General features: G+C 58.9%; 13 protein-coding genes and 1 pseudogene. 5 read left to right on the top strand and 9 right to left on the bottom strand.

Going from position 1 to position 12,746, the window contains the following annotated elements; translation table 11 throughout:
* Nucleotides 1-9 precede the first annotated feature (9 nt).
* The 3 genes from GRX66_RS00205 to GRX66_RS00195 all read left to right on the top strand — a co-directional run bounded on the left by GRX66_RS00205 (nt 10) and on the right by GRX66_RS00195 (nt 2,116).
* Nucleotides 10-1,266: an RNA-guided endonuclease InsQ/TnpB family protein gene (locus GRX66_RS00205; RefSeq protein WP_325063883.1), complete on the top strand. Its 1,257-nt coding sequence runs from the start codon at nt 10-12 to the stop codon at nt 1,264-1,266.
* 180 nt (nt 1,267-1,446) lie between these two features.
* Nucleotides 1,447-1,740, top strand: a complete 294-nt coding sequence (locus tag GRX66_RS00200) for a hypothetical protein (RefSeq protein WP_159524702.1) — start codon at nt 1,447-1,449, stop codon at nt 1,738-1,740.
* Nucleotides 1,733-2,116, top strand: a complete 384-nt coding sequence (locus GRX66_RS00195; protein ID WP_159524701.1) for a DUF7344 domain-containing protein — start codon at nt 1,733-1,735, stop codon at nt 2,114-2,116. Before GRX66_RS00200 ends, GRX66_RS00195 begins: the two co-directional genes overlap by 8 nt.
* Nucleotides 2,117-2,687: 571 nt before the next feature.
* Here GRX66_RS00195 and GRX66_RS00190 read toward each other — a convergent pair.
* Entirely contained in the window at nt 2,688-3,185 is a 498-nt protein-coding gene (locus GRX66_RS00190; protein ID WP_159524700.1) for a metal-dependent hydrolase, read from the bottom strand.
* Nucleotides 3,178-3,681 carry a hypothetical protein gene (locus GRX66_RS00185; protein WP_159524699.1) on the bottom strand — a complete coding sequence of 168 codons (504 nt, stop codon included), beginning with the start codon at nt 3,679-3,681 and terminating at the stop codon, nt 3,178-3,180. The genes GRX66_RS00190 and GRX66_RS00185 overlap by 8 nt, the downstream gene beginning before the upstream one ends.
* Nucleotides 3,682-4,286: 605 nt before the next feature.
* Between GRX66_RS00185 and GRX66_RS00180 the strand changes: the two genes are divergently transcribed.
* A complete protein-coding gene (locus GRX66_RS00180; protein ID WP_159524698.1) occupies nt 4,287-5,147 on the top strand; it encodes a TrmB family transcriptional regulator in 861 nt (286 codons plus the stop codon).
* Nucleotides 5,148-5,180: 33 nt separating this feature from the next.
* On the opposite strand, the gene GRX66_RS00175 is transcribed toward GRX66_RS00180, so the two are convergent.
* The 5 genes and pseudogenes from GRX66_RS00175 to rfbB all read right to left on the bottom strand — a co-directional run bounded on the left by GRX66_RS00175 (nt 5,181) and on the right by rfbB (nt 10,542).
* On the bottom strand, nt 5,181-6,188 hold the full coding sequence (locus GRX66_RS00175) for an NAD-dependent epimerase/dehydratase family protein (RefSeq protein WP_159524697.1): 1,008 nt from the start codon (nt 6,186-6,188) through the stop codon (nt 5,181-5,183).
* Nucleotides 6,185-7,168 carry an NAD-dependent epimerase/dehydratase family protein gene (locus GRX66_RS00170; RefSeq protein WP_159524696.1) on the bottom strand — a complete coding sequence of 328 codons (984 nt, stop codon included), beginning with the start codon at nt 7,166-7,168 and terminating at the stop codon, nt 6,185-6,187. The genes GRX66_RS00175 and GRX66_RS00170 overlap by 4 nt, the downstream gene beginning before the upstream one ends.
* A gap of 78 nt (nt 7,169-7,246) precedes the next feature.
* On the bottom strand, nt 7,247-8,428 hold the full coding sequence (locus GRX66_RS00165; RefSeq protein ID WP_159524695.1) for an NAD-dependent epimerase/dehydratase family protein: 1,182 nt from the start codon (nt 8,426-8,428) through the stop codon (nt 7,247-7,249).
* A 737-nt stretch (nt 8,429-9,165) separates the two neighbouring features.
* Nucleotides 9,166-9,568 (bottom strand): annotated as a pseudogene (locus tag GRX66_RS00160) (NUDIX domain-containing protein).
* Between the two features lie 47 nt (nt 9,569-9,615).
* Nucleotides 9,616-10,542, bottom strand: a complete 927-nt coding sequence (gene rfbB, locus GRX66_RS00155; protein ID WP_159524694.1) for a dTDP-glucose 4,6-dehydratase — start codon at nt 10,540-10,542, stop codon at nt 9,616-9,618.
* Between the two features lie 51 nt (nt 10,543-10,593).
* Here rfbB and rfbD point away from each other — a divergent pair, with 51 nt between their 5' ends.
* The gene (rfbD, locus tag GRX66_RS00150; RefSeq protein WP_159524693.1) at nt 10,594-11,484 is read left to right on the top strand and encodes a dTDP-4-dehydrorhamnose reductase; all 891 of its coding nucleotides are present in this window, start codon (nt 10,594-10,596) and stop codon (nt 11,482-11,484) included.
* On the opposite strand, the gene GRX66_RS00145 is transcribed toward rfbD, so the two are convergent.
* Both GRX66_RS00145 and GRX66_RS00140 read right to left on the bottom strand, forming a co-directional pair.
* A complete protein-coding gene (locus GRX66_RS00145) occupies nt 11,481-11,660 on the bottom strand; it encodes a hypothetical protein (RefSeq protein WP_159524692.1) in 180 nt (59 codons plus the stop codon). The genes rfbD and GRX66_RS00145 overlap by 4 nt on opposite strands.
* 2 nt (nt 11,661-11,662) lie before the next feature.
* Nucleotides 11,663-12,736, bottom strand: a complete 1,074-nt coding sequence (locus tag GRX66_RS00140) for a glucose-1-phosphate thymidylyltransferase (RefSeq protein ID WP_159524691.1) — start codon at nt 12,734-12,736, stop codon at nt 11,663-11,665.
* Nucleotides 12,737-12,746 lie beyond the last annotated feature (10 nt).

Genomic DNA, 12,746 nt, shown 5'->3' with positions numbered 1-12,746 from the left:
ATTGAACACGTGGCAGACGACTACGTGCGTCGGACGGCAATCACCCGCCTCTCGGTAGATGGCGAGCAACGCGAGTTGCTTGAGGAAACTATCTCCGAGTGGAAGCGTGGTTGCCAGATCGCCACCGACATGGCGTGGGGCAAGTGCAACGCCAAGAGCGACGTACAACCCTTGGCCTACGACACCGTGCGCGAGGAAACCGACCTCGGGAGTCAGCACGCGATTCTCGCCACTCACCAAGCCGCACAAGCCATCACTGGCTGTACCGAACGCCGCTCGAACGGCAAAACGGTCAGCAAACCCACGTTCACCGCACCCACGGTGAAGTACGATACCCGGACCATGACGCTGTTTGACGACGAAACGGTGTCGCTCTCCACCACAGAGAGCCGCGTCCGATGTGACCTTGCTTTACCTGACGCCGACGATGGCTACCAACGGCAGTACCTCGACTCTGAGGAGTGGAGCGTCACGGAAAGCACGCTCACTGCCGCTGACGGCGACTACTTCTTGCACATCGGCTTCCGCCGCCACAAGACCGATACCGAGCGCAACACCGCCGAGGACGGAACGGTCCTCGGGGTCGACCTCGGTATCGAAAACCTCGCCGTCACCAGTACCGCCACCTTCGTCAGCGGGCGGGAACTCACCCACAACCTCCGCGAGTTCGAGAAGGTACGCGCCGGACTCCAACAGACTGGCACGCGAAGCTCCCACCGAACACTCCTCCAGTCGAGTGGCCGTGAACTTCGCTACGTCCGCGACGTACTCCACCGAGCGTCGAATGCTATCGTAGACGAAGCACTTCGATACGAGTGCGACGTGATCGCATTCGAAGACCTGACCCACATTCGCGACCACACGGGTGCGTCGTGGGGGCACAAGTGGGCGTTCCGAACGCTCTACGAGCAGGTAGAATACAAAGCCGAAGCGGTCGGCGTCTCGGTGAAGCAAGTCGGGTCGGCGTACACGTCGAAACGGTGCGCCGAGTGTGGATTCACGGCTGACGAAAACCGCCCGAATCGAAGCGATTTCTGCTGTCAGAAGTGCGAGTCGGAAGCGAACGCAGACTACAACGCGGCGAAGAACATCGGATTGCGGTATGTCCGTCGGGGCCAACAGTCGTCTCGGCGGACGGGCAACAGTCAGCTTGCCCTACAGTCTGGAACGGTGACGCCGAATGGCGGATTTACCGCCTACCCGGATGAGTTCGAGGCCGAGTTCATGGACAAGCCCCACCCTCCACGAGCGAACCCCTCAGGGTGAGCGAAGTAGGGTGGGGTAGTTGACCAACCGCTAGACTCGACGATAACTGACAGACTGCCTTTGGATACTCACTTGAGTAACGGGTGTAGACTCTCGGTTGTGCGTTTAGGGTTGTGCTGTGGACTGGTTTCTAGCCCCCGTTTGGGGTGAGGGCTGGGTGCATACCTGGCCCGATTCACAATGAGATTGAGAGACCGAGACCAACCGACGCAAGTAGTTGCGCTCTCCGAGTTGTATCGCGCCTATAGAGAGTACTGTGATCCTCGTGTCGACGACCAGTACCAGCGCTTCGAGATCCAGTTCACCACTGGTGTTGTCCGATACCGCATTCGCTACGAGTCGCGGAACGACCACGATGGTTCGTGGCGGTACACTGATGAGTGGACTGGCTGCACGTGGCACGTCCAGGGCCGCGATCCCGTCACCGATCTCGACGTCGCCGTCTTCACCAACACGGAGGACGGCGATGACTGACAATTCTGATGAGGGATCCGGTGTCGACGGGAGATTTCCTGACCGGACGCAGAATGTCTTCTTTCTGTTGAGTCGGCGCCGCCGGCGCGCTGTTGTCTACACGCTCGCGATGAGTCCCCGAAAGCAGGTGTCACTGCGCCAACTCGCCGAAATCATCTGTAGTCTCGAGGCCGAGGGCGAACAGCACTCGGTTCCGACTCGCAAGGTGACGAACGTCCGCACGAATCTGAAACGCTCTCACCTCCCGCCACTCGAGGAGGCTGGCGTAATCACGAGGGTGAGCAACGACAGCGATATCCTTCGGCCCGGACCAGCATTCGGGGAGACGCTCAGTGTGCTCGGCGCCGGCGAACACACCTCGAACGCTCTCGATTGACTTGACACATTCTCAAGAGGTGTTGCGGGAACTGTAGGCAAGCGAAAGCGCACTGAGCACTCCAGACTGGCCCCGCTGAGGGGTACAGCTTGAATGCGTTCCGATTAGTGTGGTAGTGGGGTTAGGAGGGGGGTTGCTGAAACTGCAAATAAGTGCTAATCGCGGGCAGCACTCAGTACTACCACCGCCAACCGACTCGCCCACTCTCAAGACAACACAATCTCTCGAAAGTCCCTCTCAGCCGCCCCAAATGCCAGACCCACCCCCCGACATGCGCTCACACGACGACGAGAACAATCCTCAGAGAACCTGCTCGGTCTGCGGCCACCGAATCCTACACACGACTACGCGTGGCCCAGCAACCAGCATCGCATACCCCTGCGGCCACCACCAACCTTACATCAGTACCGGTGACGAACCCCAGTAGCCGGTTTTCTGGACTCACCACAGTATATCGAGGGGGAGAATTCCGTGCCGAAAGCTACGGCTTCACCACGGATGCTCCATTACGGTCGGTCGGAGTACGTCGTAGTTGGTGGGAGCGGTCGACAAATCTTCGTAGATGGGGTTCTCACTGATGCTCGGATATTCGCTGGCTTGTTCGGAGAAACACAATTAGTGCGAGGACGCCAGCAACTAGGGTGGGCCACCAGTCGTAGCTTACGTACAAACCGGGTGTCGGCAACCCGGTTGTGATGAAGGGCCACCACATTGGTGAGGCATAGCCCGATGGCTTGAGGAGAAACGAATCGAGAACCAGATGTGAGGTGGCCCCTGCGAGGAGGAGGCCGAGCACTCGCCGCCGATTGGTTGGGTTAACGAGGAGCGCGCCGATGCCTGCTGTGAGGAGAACGCCGCCGAGGGTGTGGAGTGTATGCCACGCGAACGGTACTCCCAGAAGGACTTCCATTCGAGAGCTCGGGACAACGATCTGAATTTTTGTGAGGTCCGGGAGGAGTGCGCCGAGCATCACGACTGTCGTCGTTGCTGCTGGCTTCCCGCTGACTCGCCTCGCAAAGAGTGTCCCGAGAATGTACCCGACGAGGACGTGGGTGAGCAAGTCAGGCATCCTCGCCTCCTCCCCATGAGAAGCGTGGGGTGTCTCGTGGCTCGACTGACCAGCGATCAGTGTTGATCTTCCAGCCATTCACCAGGCGTGCCAGCACCCAGAGCCCGCCCACGAAGGAAACGAGATACATGTACTTGGCTTCCCACGGCTCGCGGACAACTGCGTTATCGCTGTCAAGCGTATTGTCGTCGCCAACAGTACCAAAAACAACGATGCGTTCACCTACACTCACAGACGGGTGGAAGTTCTGGACGTTTATCTCGCGGGATTCGTGGCTGTTTGAAATCCGTATGATGACTGGCTCTGTGTGGACAACCGGGCCGCTAATCTGGACGGGGTCGCCGATATAGGCCTCGTAGTCTTCGAGAAGTTCCGTGTTCCCGGGATATCGGTTTTCTGCTGGGTGTGGAGTAATAGAGCCAGCCCACACGAACATCCCGGCTAGCAGGCATACGAGTACCAGGATTCCAAGTGCTCGTGCCCGACGTGAATCCATTGTTCCTGGGTTCCGCGGGGGTTGTGGTAAACGTGGTGATGGCGGGCGAAGCCGAGTTCCTGGCTAGACGGTTCCAGAGTGATATGAAGATTATAACGAAGGGTGTGAATTACGTGGTCTGTAGTATGAGTGAACGATGTCCGGCGTGTGAATCCATTGTTCAAGGAGCGGTTAAGGTTCGTACGGACTCGTTTTCCCTCGTCTGTCCGGACTGTTACGCAGAATTTTCGGTTGCAAGTCCTACGTCACGCAGACCGCTATTGATTCGTGAGCCTGACGCAAGTAATTTGGAGTCGTCTGCTGACTTACTTCGTGAGTGAGCAATATTTTCGAGGAGAATCGAGTGGAAGAGAGATATGTGGAGGGTGTGGTGGGGTTAGTCGTCTGCGTTCTGTGTGCGGTTTTCGCTGAGTTTTTCCCAGATTTCGGTGCAGCCGGCCCCATCCTCCAGGTCGTGGAGGTGTTCGGCGTCATCGCGCTTGCGGTTACTCATCGTCTGAGTAACGAATTGGAGCCATATCACATCAAAGTACCGGTGTCCTAACCCATTCAGCGATCTCTACAAGCACGACGTTTTATTCGTGCACACACCCGAGGAGTGACCAATGAGTACGGACCCGTCAGAATTACTCACGGCGCTCGAGCTCACCGAGTACGAGGAACAAGCCCTCGAAACCCTTCTCATGCTCGGACAGACGACCGCGCCGGACCTCTCGGAAGCGACTGGCATCCCAAAGGCCCGCATCTATGGGGTACTCGACTCACTCGCCGACGACGGCTACCTCAAGATTATCCCCGGCCGTCCAAAGATGTACCAGCCGAAACCACCCACGGAGATTCTCGACCGGGCGATTGAAGCCCGCCGCCAGAACTTCGAAACCTACCAACACGAACTCGACAAGATACGTGATGACTTCCTTGACGCGTTCCAGCCGTTGTACGAGTCCGCCAGTGAGGCAGTCACACCAACGGAAGAGTTGTTCTACGTGGTCGACGTTGGCGACGCAAGCGAGGAAGAAACACGACGCCTCTACCGCGACGCAGACGCCCACATCGACATCATCACCAAGAGTTTCGAATACATCGACGCCGTCGAACCCACACTAGAGGCCGCCATCGAAGCGGGAGCCGCCGTTCGCATCCTGTTCCTACATCCATCGAAGCTCACGACAAACAACCAACCGATCCAACGCGAAATCGTCGAGTACATCCACGACGCGTATCCCGGCATCAAGACGCGATTCAGCGAGAACCTGCTTCCGTGGCGGGGGACGATCATCGACCCGAGCATGGACTACGACCAGGGCGAGGCCATCATGCTCGTCGAAGAGAAAAACATCCCCCTCCACAAGCGACAAGCAGCAGTCACCAAGAACGGCTCATTCGTTGCCGGCCTCGAACGCTACTTCGAGCTAATCTGGACGTACGAAAGCACCGACAGCTATCCCGCCGCCGACACCATCTAACGTGGGAGCCTTCACTGGAGGGTGTATAGTGGCTTAATCCGAGGTGCTGGCAGCGTCACGCAGCAGCCCGCGAATCGAGGCCTCGACGGTATGCCGGGGTTCCCAACCGAGGACGGATTGGGCTTTGCTGGTGTCGACGGCGAAGTCCTGGACGAGCGTTTCGTCGTCGCCACGGGGATTCTCGACGAGTTTCACCTCAACGTCCTGGTCGCGCTCTTCAGCAGCGAGGCGTTGAACCGTTTCAGCAACGGCCTGCACGCTCGGGTCTTCCCCGGACGCGATCTCGTACTTCTCGACGCCAGTCTGGCCGTCGGCGACTTGGTCGAGGAGGCGCTCGGTACTGTGGACGTAGGCGCGCGCGACATCGTCGACGTGAACGTAGTTCCGGGATTGCGACCCTGGCTCGTACACGGTAAGGGGTTCGCCGCTGATAGCGCGACTCACGAAGAAATTAATGACGGTGCCCTTTGAGACGCGACGGCCGTTGAGTTCGTGTTCGCCGTAGAGATTCGATTTCAGGAAGAGATGCGCGGGGAACGCGTCCTCGGCGAAGGACTCGATTGCGCGTTCGCCCAGGAGTTTCGCCCGGCCGTACCAATTGAAGGGGTCACGGGGGTCGTCAACCGTAATCGGGAAGTCTTGGGGATCGCCGAGGACGGCCATGCTGAACGGGAAGACAAGGCCGGCGCCGGTTTTCCGACAGAACCACGCGACGTTATTCGTCCCAGTGACGTTCACGTCGTACGCGAGATCCTGGTTCTGCTGACAGTCATCAACCCCACTAACCGCGGCGAGGTGGAGGACCACGTCCGAGCCCGCGAGGGCGTCCTCGAGTGCACTCCGGTTTCGGACGTCGACGTGCTGGACGTGGATATCGTTGATTTCGCGGACGTCGCCGAGGTAGAAGTTGTCCAGGGCGACGTACTCCCAGTCGGGGTGCTTGTCGGTGAGGAGTTTGACGACGCGGCTGCCGATGTAGCCGGCGGCGCCCGTGATTGCAATCTGTGGCGGCTCGTCAGTGTCTACGCTGGTGTTAGTCATGCAGGATCGGTAGTGGGTGTGGGTGGGAGCTGGCTGGTAGTAGTGAATTTGTCGGCGAGTTCTCGAATACCCGCGCGGAGCGTATGCTGTGGTTCGAAGCCGGTGTCGGCGAGCCGGTCGAAGTTCACGTGGTAGGACGGGCCCGGATGTTCGTCGCGAAGATACGTGATCTCGAGGCCGTTGTTGAGTTCGTCCTGAACCACATCGGCGATTGTTTCGACCTGGTAGTTCTGGTCGTTCGACCCCACGTTGTAAACGTCCTCGGTCCACGACTCGGGATTGAGGGCGGCGTGTTTGTACGCGCGGGCGGCGTCCCGGACGTGGATGAAGGGCCGCCAGTTGCTGCCGTCGCCGTAGACGGTCAGCGGGCGGTCGGTGAGCGCGCGGAACACGAAGTAGTTCACGACGAGGTTGAAGCGGACGCCCGGCGAGTAGCCGTAGTTCGTGCTCATGCGGAGTGCGGTGGCGTTGAAGCCGTACTCGTTTTGGGCCTCACGGACGCGGGTTTCGGCGTCGTATTTTGCTTCCGCATACGGATTCAACGGGTCGGGGTCGACCGTCTCGTCGATGTCGGTGCTGGACGCTCTCCCGTAGAGGTTGCACGAGGACGCGAATACGACGTTCTCGACGCCGAGTTTGCCGGCGGCGCGCACGACGTTCTCCGTGCCCTCGTAGTTGACGTCGAACGTTTCCTCGCGGCGCTCGTGGGTGCTGTCAGCGCCCGTAATGGCCGCCAGGTGGATGACGGTGTCCGTGTTACGCATGGCGTTTTCGACGTCGCCGTACTCGCGGACGTCGCCCCGCTGGAAGTCCAGGCGGTCGGTCGTCCCGAGTCCGACACCCATGAGGTTGCGTGGGGTGCCGGCGGAGAGATTGTCGAGGACCGTGACGTGCTCGACGTCGGTGTCGGCTTCCGCGAGCAACTGTGGGAGCAACGCACTGCCGATGTAGCCACAGCCCCCCGTCACTAACACGCGCATATCACGTACAAGAGATAAATACGAGGGTAAACCCTTCGATACGCACCCCACTCGAATCAGGGGGGTGGCTGGTGGTGGTTAGTCGTCGAGGCGGTCTTCGAGTACGCCCGGGAGGAAGCGGTCCTCGTGGGCTTTGATGACGTCCGCGTGCTCGGTGAGTGTGTCCAGGACGTCTTGGATGCCGGCCTCGAAGTCCTGGGCTTGTTCCCCGATTAAGTCCATGTAGCGTTCTTTTTCGATCTCCATCTTGTGAGTTTCGTCTTCATCGCGCGGATTCTCGAAGTGCTCGACGTCGACGTCGAGGGCGTAGTCGTCGCCGACGTCCGCGATGGTGTTCGCGATCTCGACGATGCTGATTGCCCGCGTGACTTGATTGTAGACGACGAGGTCGTCCGGGCGGTTGTCTGGGTCGGCGAGCGCGAGCTGGGCGAGGCCCTCTACGGCGTCTTCGAGGCTAATGAAGGGTTTTCGCTGTTCGCCCTTGCCGTAGACGGTGACCGGGTAGCCGGCAACGGCTTGAGCGGCGAATCGATGGCCGACTGTCCCGAAGTAGTAGTCGAAGTCGAAGCGCGTGTTCAGGCGGTCGTCCGCGCGGGTTTCCTCCGTTTGGGTGCCGTAGACGATGGCGGTGCGAACGTCGCTGACGGGGATGTCGAACTGCTGGTGGGCGAGTCGCATGTTCGCTGCGTCGTGGGACTTGGTGAGGTGGTACCACGAACCCGCCATCGCAGGGAAGGGGACATCGTCTTGTTCGCTCTGGTTCTCCATCGTCGCGCCGCCTTCTGGGATGGGGAATTCGGGGGCCCCGTAGACGCCCGTGGTTGTCGTCTCGATGAAGTGTGTGTCCGTGAGGCCGTGTTCTTCAAGGCCCCAGAGGAGGTTGCGGGTCGCCTGGAGGTTGTTGTGCTGGGTGTAGTTCGCGCGCTCGCCGTTGATCTGGGAGTAGGGGGCCGAGGGTTGGGCGGCCGTGTGGACGATCGTGTCGGGTTCGTGAACGTTGAGGAGTTCGTTGACGAAAGCCTTGTTCGTGAGGTCGCCCTCAACAAACGAGAGATTCGTGAGGCCGTGTGTTTGTTCGGCGGCTTCGAGGCGAGTTTCTATTGGGTGGACGGGGGTGGCGGAGACGGAGCCAACCTCGTCAACCCAATCTCTACGCGCGAAGTTATCGACAAGGAGGACGCGGCCGTCGGTTTGGGAGGCGGTACGGAGACTCGTGGGCCAGCCGACGTAACCGTCGGCGCCAGTGATGAGAATGGTCATGTTTACTCATAATACGAGTTACTATAACAGAACAAAAAGCCATCGGAAAAGCTCATCAGGTAGTTGTGGGCTGGTCTACGATATTTCCTTGAGGAAGTGGAGTCATTGACAGCCTGAATGATGTGGACGCGCTTCGCGAGCGTATCGGGGAAATAGAACGCCAACTCGACGAACTACAGACGGAACTCCAGACAACGACGGATCAAGATACCCCCCTGTTGAAAGGAACGGTACGGGCGATGCTGAATGGCAAAGTAGCGACCGTCAATGAGTTTCCAGCAACTGGTCGGACGTTTCGCCAGCGAATCGCCGAGCGGGGTGAACGTCTTGAAGAACTCGAAGCCCGGTTGGAGGGACTGACCTAGCATACCAACGCGTCGACGAAGGCGGAGAAAATCACAACTGTCCTTGTGTTCCCGCAGAACTCGAGCAGGTTCTCGAAGAATTTGGATACTGGCCCTCTCGGGTGAGCAGATATGACGATCGGTACTGGAGGTTCGCCGGTGGATTAGTTCCACGCTCTTGTGTAGACCATTGATAGTAGAGAGATGGTTGGCGATTTTGTTATGATTGGACTCAACGATACGACTCTCCAGAATAGAGGCGATAACGGTCGATGGAAGAGAGGGTGCTTATCTGGATCGAGCTATAAAATCGTTACCAACAATCTACCCCACAAGAGCGCACTATTTATATTTCGGAGAGATTCGCTGATTCAGAAAGTGAGGGATACGAAACTAGAGTTCGTTGAGATACCGTTTCACATACGGGTGGAGGTCGTTGAACGGCGGACGAAATACACCAAATTCACTGTGTTGACCGTCACCATCGAAATCCGAAGGATCTCGTTTGAGACGACAGTGATACGCGGTCGACACGTCGTGTTTTGAGTCTACATCCTTAACCTCGGAAGAATCGTAGAAGTGTTCGTAGATTCCGAGGCAGTCGACGACGACAACTGATTCCCCGAGTTCTTCGTTGGCGACGCAGTGGACAGCCTCAGTCCGGGGTTCGTTCTTCAGTACTGTTCCCCCGGGAACAAACCACTTTGGCGGGCTCGTTTTCGCGTGTGCCCAAGAGAAGACCGCCATTATGTTCAAAGACGAGGCCAACAGAAACGAGTGGGACGTTCTCCACGATTGTCCTCCACTCGGCCTACGGGATCGGCTTCTCCTCGGCGGAAATCGTCACTCCAAGTAGTACTCGACGGTTCGTTCGAGGCCCTCTTCGAACGTGTATTCGGGTTCCCAGCCAAGTGCTTCTATTTTCTCGGTATTGAGTGCGTAGCGCTGGTCATGGCCAGCGCGGTCGTCCACAAACTCGATCAGGTCGTCGTCTGCGCCGACGGCGTCCAGAATCGTCTCGGTGACTTTGAGGTTCGTTTTCTCTGCGTCGCTTCCGATGTTGTAGATTTCGCCGATGGTACCGTTTCGGAGAACCACATCGAGTGCCCGACAGTTGTCCTCAACGTATATCCACTCACGCACGTTTGACCCGTCGCCGTAGACAGGAAGCGCCTCGCCGTCGGCGGCGTTCTGGATGAACTTCGGGATGAGTTTCTCGGGGTGCTGTTGGGGACCGAAGTTGTTGCAGGTGCGTGTGATGAGGACAGGGAGATCGTGCGTCGTCTGGAAACTCCGTGCGAGTAGATCCGCACCCGCCTTCGTCGCCGAGTAGGGGTTCCGGGGGTTGAGCGGGTCGTCTTCGGCGAACTTCCCGTCGAGGATCTGCCCGTACACTTCGTCGGTCGAGATCTGGAGGAAGCGATCGATGTCCGCCTCGTTGGCGGCATCAAGGAGGACTTGCGTCCCTTGAACGTTCGTCGAGACGAACGGTCCGGCACCGTCGATTGACCGGTCGACGTGTGACTCCGCGGCGAAGTTGACAACTGCGTCGACATCGCTTACGAGGTCAGTGACGAGGTCGCGATCGCGGATGTCGCCCTCGACGAAGTCGTGACGAGGATTATTGAGTACACCAGCGAGGTTGTCCTTCGAGGCCGCGTACGTCAGCGCGTCCAGTGTGACCACCTCGTCGTCCTCGTGTTCCTCAAGGACGTACTGCACGAAATTCGACCCTATGAATCCAGCTCCGCCGGTGACGAGAATTCGCATGTGTGACTGCATTCACAGTACCTATTTACAGTACTGTCGGTACAGTATTGTATGCGACTTCTTGTCGTCGGCGCAAACGGCCTTCTGGGCAGTAACGTAGTCCGTGCTGGTCAGCAACGCGGCTGGACCGTCTGTGGGACCTACCATTCGACGCGGCCAGCATTTGACATTCCGCTCACACAGTTCGATCTCCGAGAACACGACTTATTCGAGGCTGTTCTTACCGAACACGATCCGGATGTCGTCGTCAACTGTGCTGCGATGACAAATGTTGACGGCTGTGAACGGATTTCAGAACAAGCCTACGAACTCAACGGCGACGCGCCGGGTGAGCTGGCCGCTCAGTGTGACGGTAACGGTGTTTCCTTCGTTCACATATCGACGGACTACATCTTCGATGGGACGGAACGCAAGCCGTACACCGAGTCGGCGGAACCGAATCCAATACAGGTGTATGGCAAGTCAAAGCTAGCGGGCGAGCAGGCCGTTGCCGAGAAGCTGACCGACCCGCTCGTGGCCCGCCTTTCGTTCGTCTGGGGTATCCATCGTGGTACTGGTGATCTCACGGGCTTTCCCGCGTGGGTTTGCAGGCAGCTCCGGTCGGGGGACGCCGTGCCGTTGTTCACGGATCAGTGGGTGACGCCAACGCGTGCCGGTCAGGCAGCGGAAACACTACTGGATCTGATCGAGCAGGACGCCACCGGATGCTTCCACGTCGCCTGTTCGGCGTGCATCTCCCCCTACGAATTCGGGGAGTTGATTGCCGAGTCCGTCAATGCCGACCAGGATCTTCTTAGCGAAGGGTCGATGGAGGATGTCAACCGAGATGCGACACGACCGGCGTATAGCTGTCTCGATGTCGAACACGTGGAATCGACGCTCGGTCGTTCACAGCCGACGGTCCGCGAGGATGTCGAAGCCGTCCGGGAGGCGTTCCGTTAGATCTGGTAGCGGTCCCGGTGGTCGAGGAAGTGCTCGCGCGCGTCTTCAGAGAGGTCATCGAAGCGGAGCACTTCCTGACAGCCGAGTCCCGGACACTTCATCACGCGGTTGTCTTCGAGTTCGTTCGCCGCGACGACGGTGCCACAGGCCGAACAGGTGTGGGTGATGATGCGCATCGTTAGAGTTTGAGCTGGGAGTTTTCACCGACCACGAGTCGGCGCCCCTCGGGCAGGAGTTCGTCGGCGCTCCCGACGTTCGCACCGCGGCCGAGGAGGCTATCGACGATGCGACCGTTCGCGGTGATCTCGGAGTCGCCGATGATGACGCTGTTCTCGATGTGAATATTTTCGAGCGTCGAGTCCGCCCCGACCGACGTGTACGGCCCGACGTAGGTCCCGCTCATGAGGGTCGTATTCTCCGCGATCGAGACCGGGCCGCGGACGACCGCGCCGTCCTCTATGACCGCCGACTCCGCGAGTTCAATGCGGCCGTCGGTCGTTGCGCCGTCCTCAACGACTCCCGCAGTCTTCAGTTTCTTGTCCTCAAGGACCAGTCGGTTCGCTTCGAGGATGTCCTCGGGCTTTCCCGTGTCCTTCCACCAGCCGGTGACGACGTGGGAGTCGATCTCGTAGCCGTCTTCGAAGAGATCCTGGATGGCGTCCGTGATCTCGAGTTCGCCGCGCCACGAGGGTTCGAGGTTATCTATGGCGTCGAAGATCGTCGGGGAGAACACGTACATCCCGATGAGCGCGAGGTTTGTCGGCGGGTCGTCGGGCTTCTCGATGAGTTGTGTGACGTTTCCCGCGTCATCGACGTCCGCGATCCCGAACGCTTGGGGATCGTCCACCTCTTGGAGAGCGATCCCCGCGCCGTAGTCGCCCGCCTGGAAGCTCTCGACGAGTTCGGTGACGCCGGACTTCAGGATGTTGTCGCCGAGGTACATCACAAAGTCATCGTTGCCGACGAAGTCACGTGCGCAGCCCGCAGCGTGTGCGAGCCCGAGGGGATTCCCCTGGACAATATACGTGATCTCGACGCCGTAGTCAGAGCCGTCGCCGAGGAGTTCTTGGATTTCATTGCGGCCCTTGTTCCCGAGGATAACACCGATTTCGGTGATTCCGGCCTCCTTGAGGTCCTCGATTGCGTACTCCAGTACTGGTCTGTTTGCGACCGGGACTAGCTGTTTCGGTCCTGTGTGTGTGATCGGTCGTAGTCGCGACCCGGTTCCGCCCGACAAGAGAACACCTTTCATCAACAGGGTG

The organism is Halobacterium bonnevillei, assembly GCF_009831555.1.
Classification (GTDB): Archaea; Halobacteriota; Halobacteria; order Halobacteriales; family Halobacteriaceae; genus Halobacterium; species Halobacterium bonnevillei.
Note: the sequence above shows the minus strand (reverse complement) of the source record. Positions and strands in the feature narration are given on the sequence as shown.

What these genes read in the sequence shown, in the direction of transcription:
- GRX66_RS00200 (WP_159524702.1), top strand. Translation starts at nt 1,447, where the DNA reads ATGAGATTGAGAGACCGAGACCAACCGACGCAAGTAGTTGCGCTCTCC.
- GRX66_RS00195 (WP_159524701.1), top strand. Translation starts at nt 1,733, where the DNA reads ATGACTGACAATTCTGATGAGGGATCCGGTGTCGACGGGAGATTTCCT.
- GRX66_RS00190 (WP_159524700.1), bottom strand. Translation starts at nt 3,185, where the DNA reads ATGCCTGACTTGCTCACCCACGTCCTCGTCGGGTACATTCTCGGGACA.
- GRX66_RS00185 (WP_159524699.1), bottom strand. Translation starts at nt 3,681, where the DNA reads ATGGATTCACGTCGGGCACGAGCACTTGGAATCCTGGTACTCGTATGC.
- GRX66_RS00180 (WP_159524698.1), top strand. Translation starts at nt 4,287, where the DNA reads ATGAGTACGGACCCGTCAGAATTACTCACGGCGCTCGAGCTCACCGAG.
- GRX66_RS00175 (WP_159524697.1), bottom strand. Translation starts at nt 6,188, where the DNA reads ATGACTAACACCAGCGTAGACACTGACGAGCCGCCACAGATTGCAATC.
- GRX66_RS00170 (WP_159524696.1), bottom strand. Translation starts at nt 7,168, where the DNA reads ATGCGCGTGTTAGTGACGGGGGGCTGTGGCTACATCGGCAGTGCGTTG.
- GRX66_RS00165 (WP_159524695.1), bottom strand. Translation starts at nt 8,428, where the DNA reads ATGACCATTCTCATCACTGGCGCCGACGGTTACGTCGGCTGGCCCACG.
- rfbB (WP_159524694.1), bottom strand. Translation starts at nt 10,542, where the DNA reads ATGCGAATTCTCGTCACCGGCGGAGCTGGATTCATAGGGTCGAATTTC.
- rfbD (WP_159524693.1), top strand. Translation starts at nt 10,594, where the DNA reads ATGCGACTTCTTGTCGTCGGCGCAAACGGCCTTCTGGGCAGTAACGTA.
- GRX66_RS00145 (WP_159524692.1), bottom strand. Translation starts at nt 11,660, where the DNA reads ATGCGCATCATCACCCACACCTGTTCGGCCTGTGGCACCGTCGTCGCG.
- GRX66_RS00140 (WP_159524691.1), bottom strand. Translation starts at nt 12,736, where the DNA reads ATGAAAGGTGTTCTCTTGTCGGGCGGAACCGGGTCGCGACTACGACCG.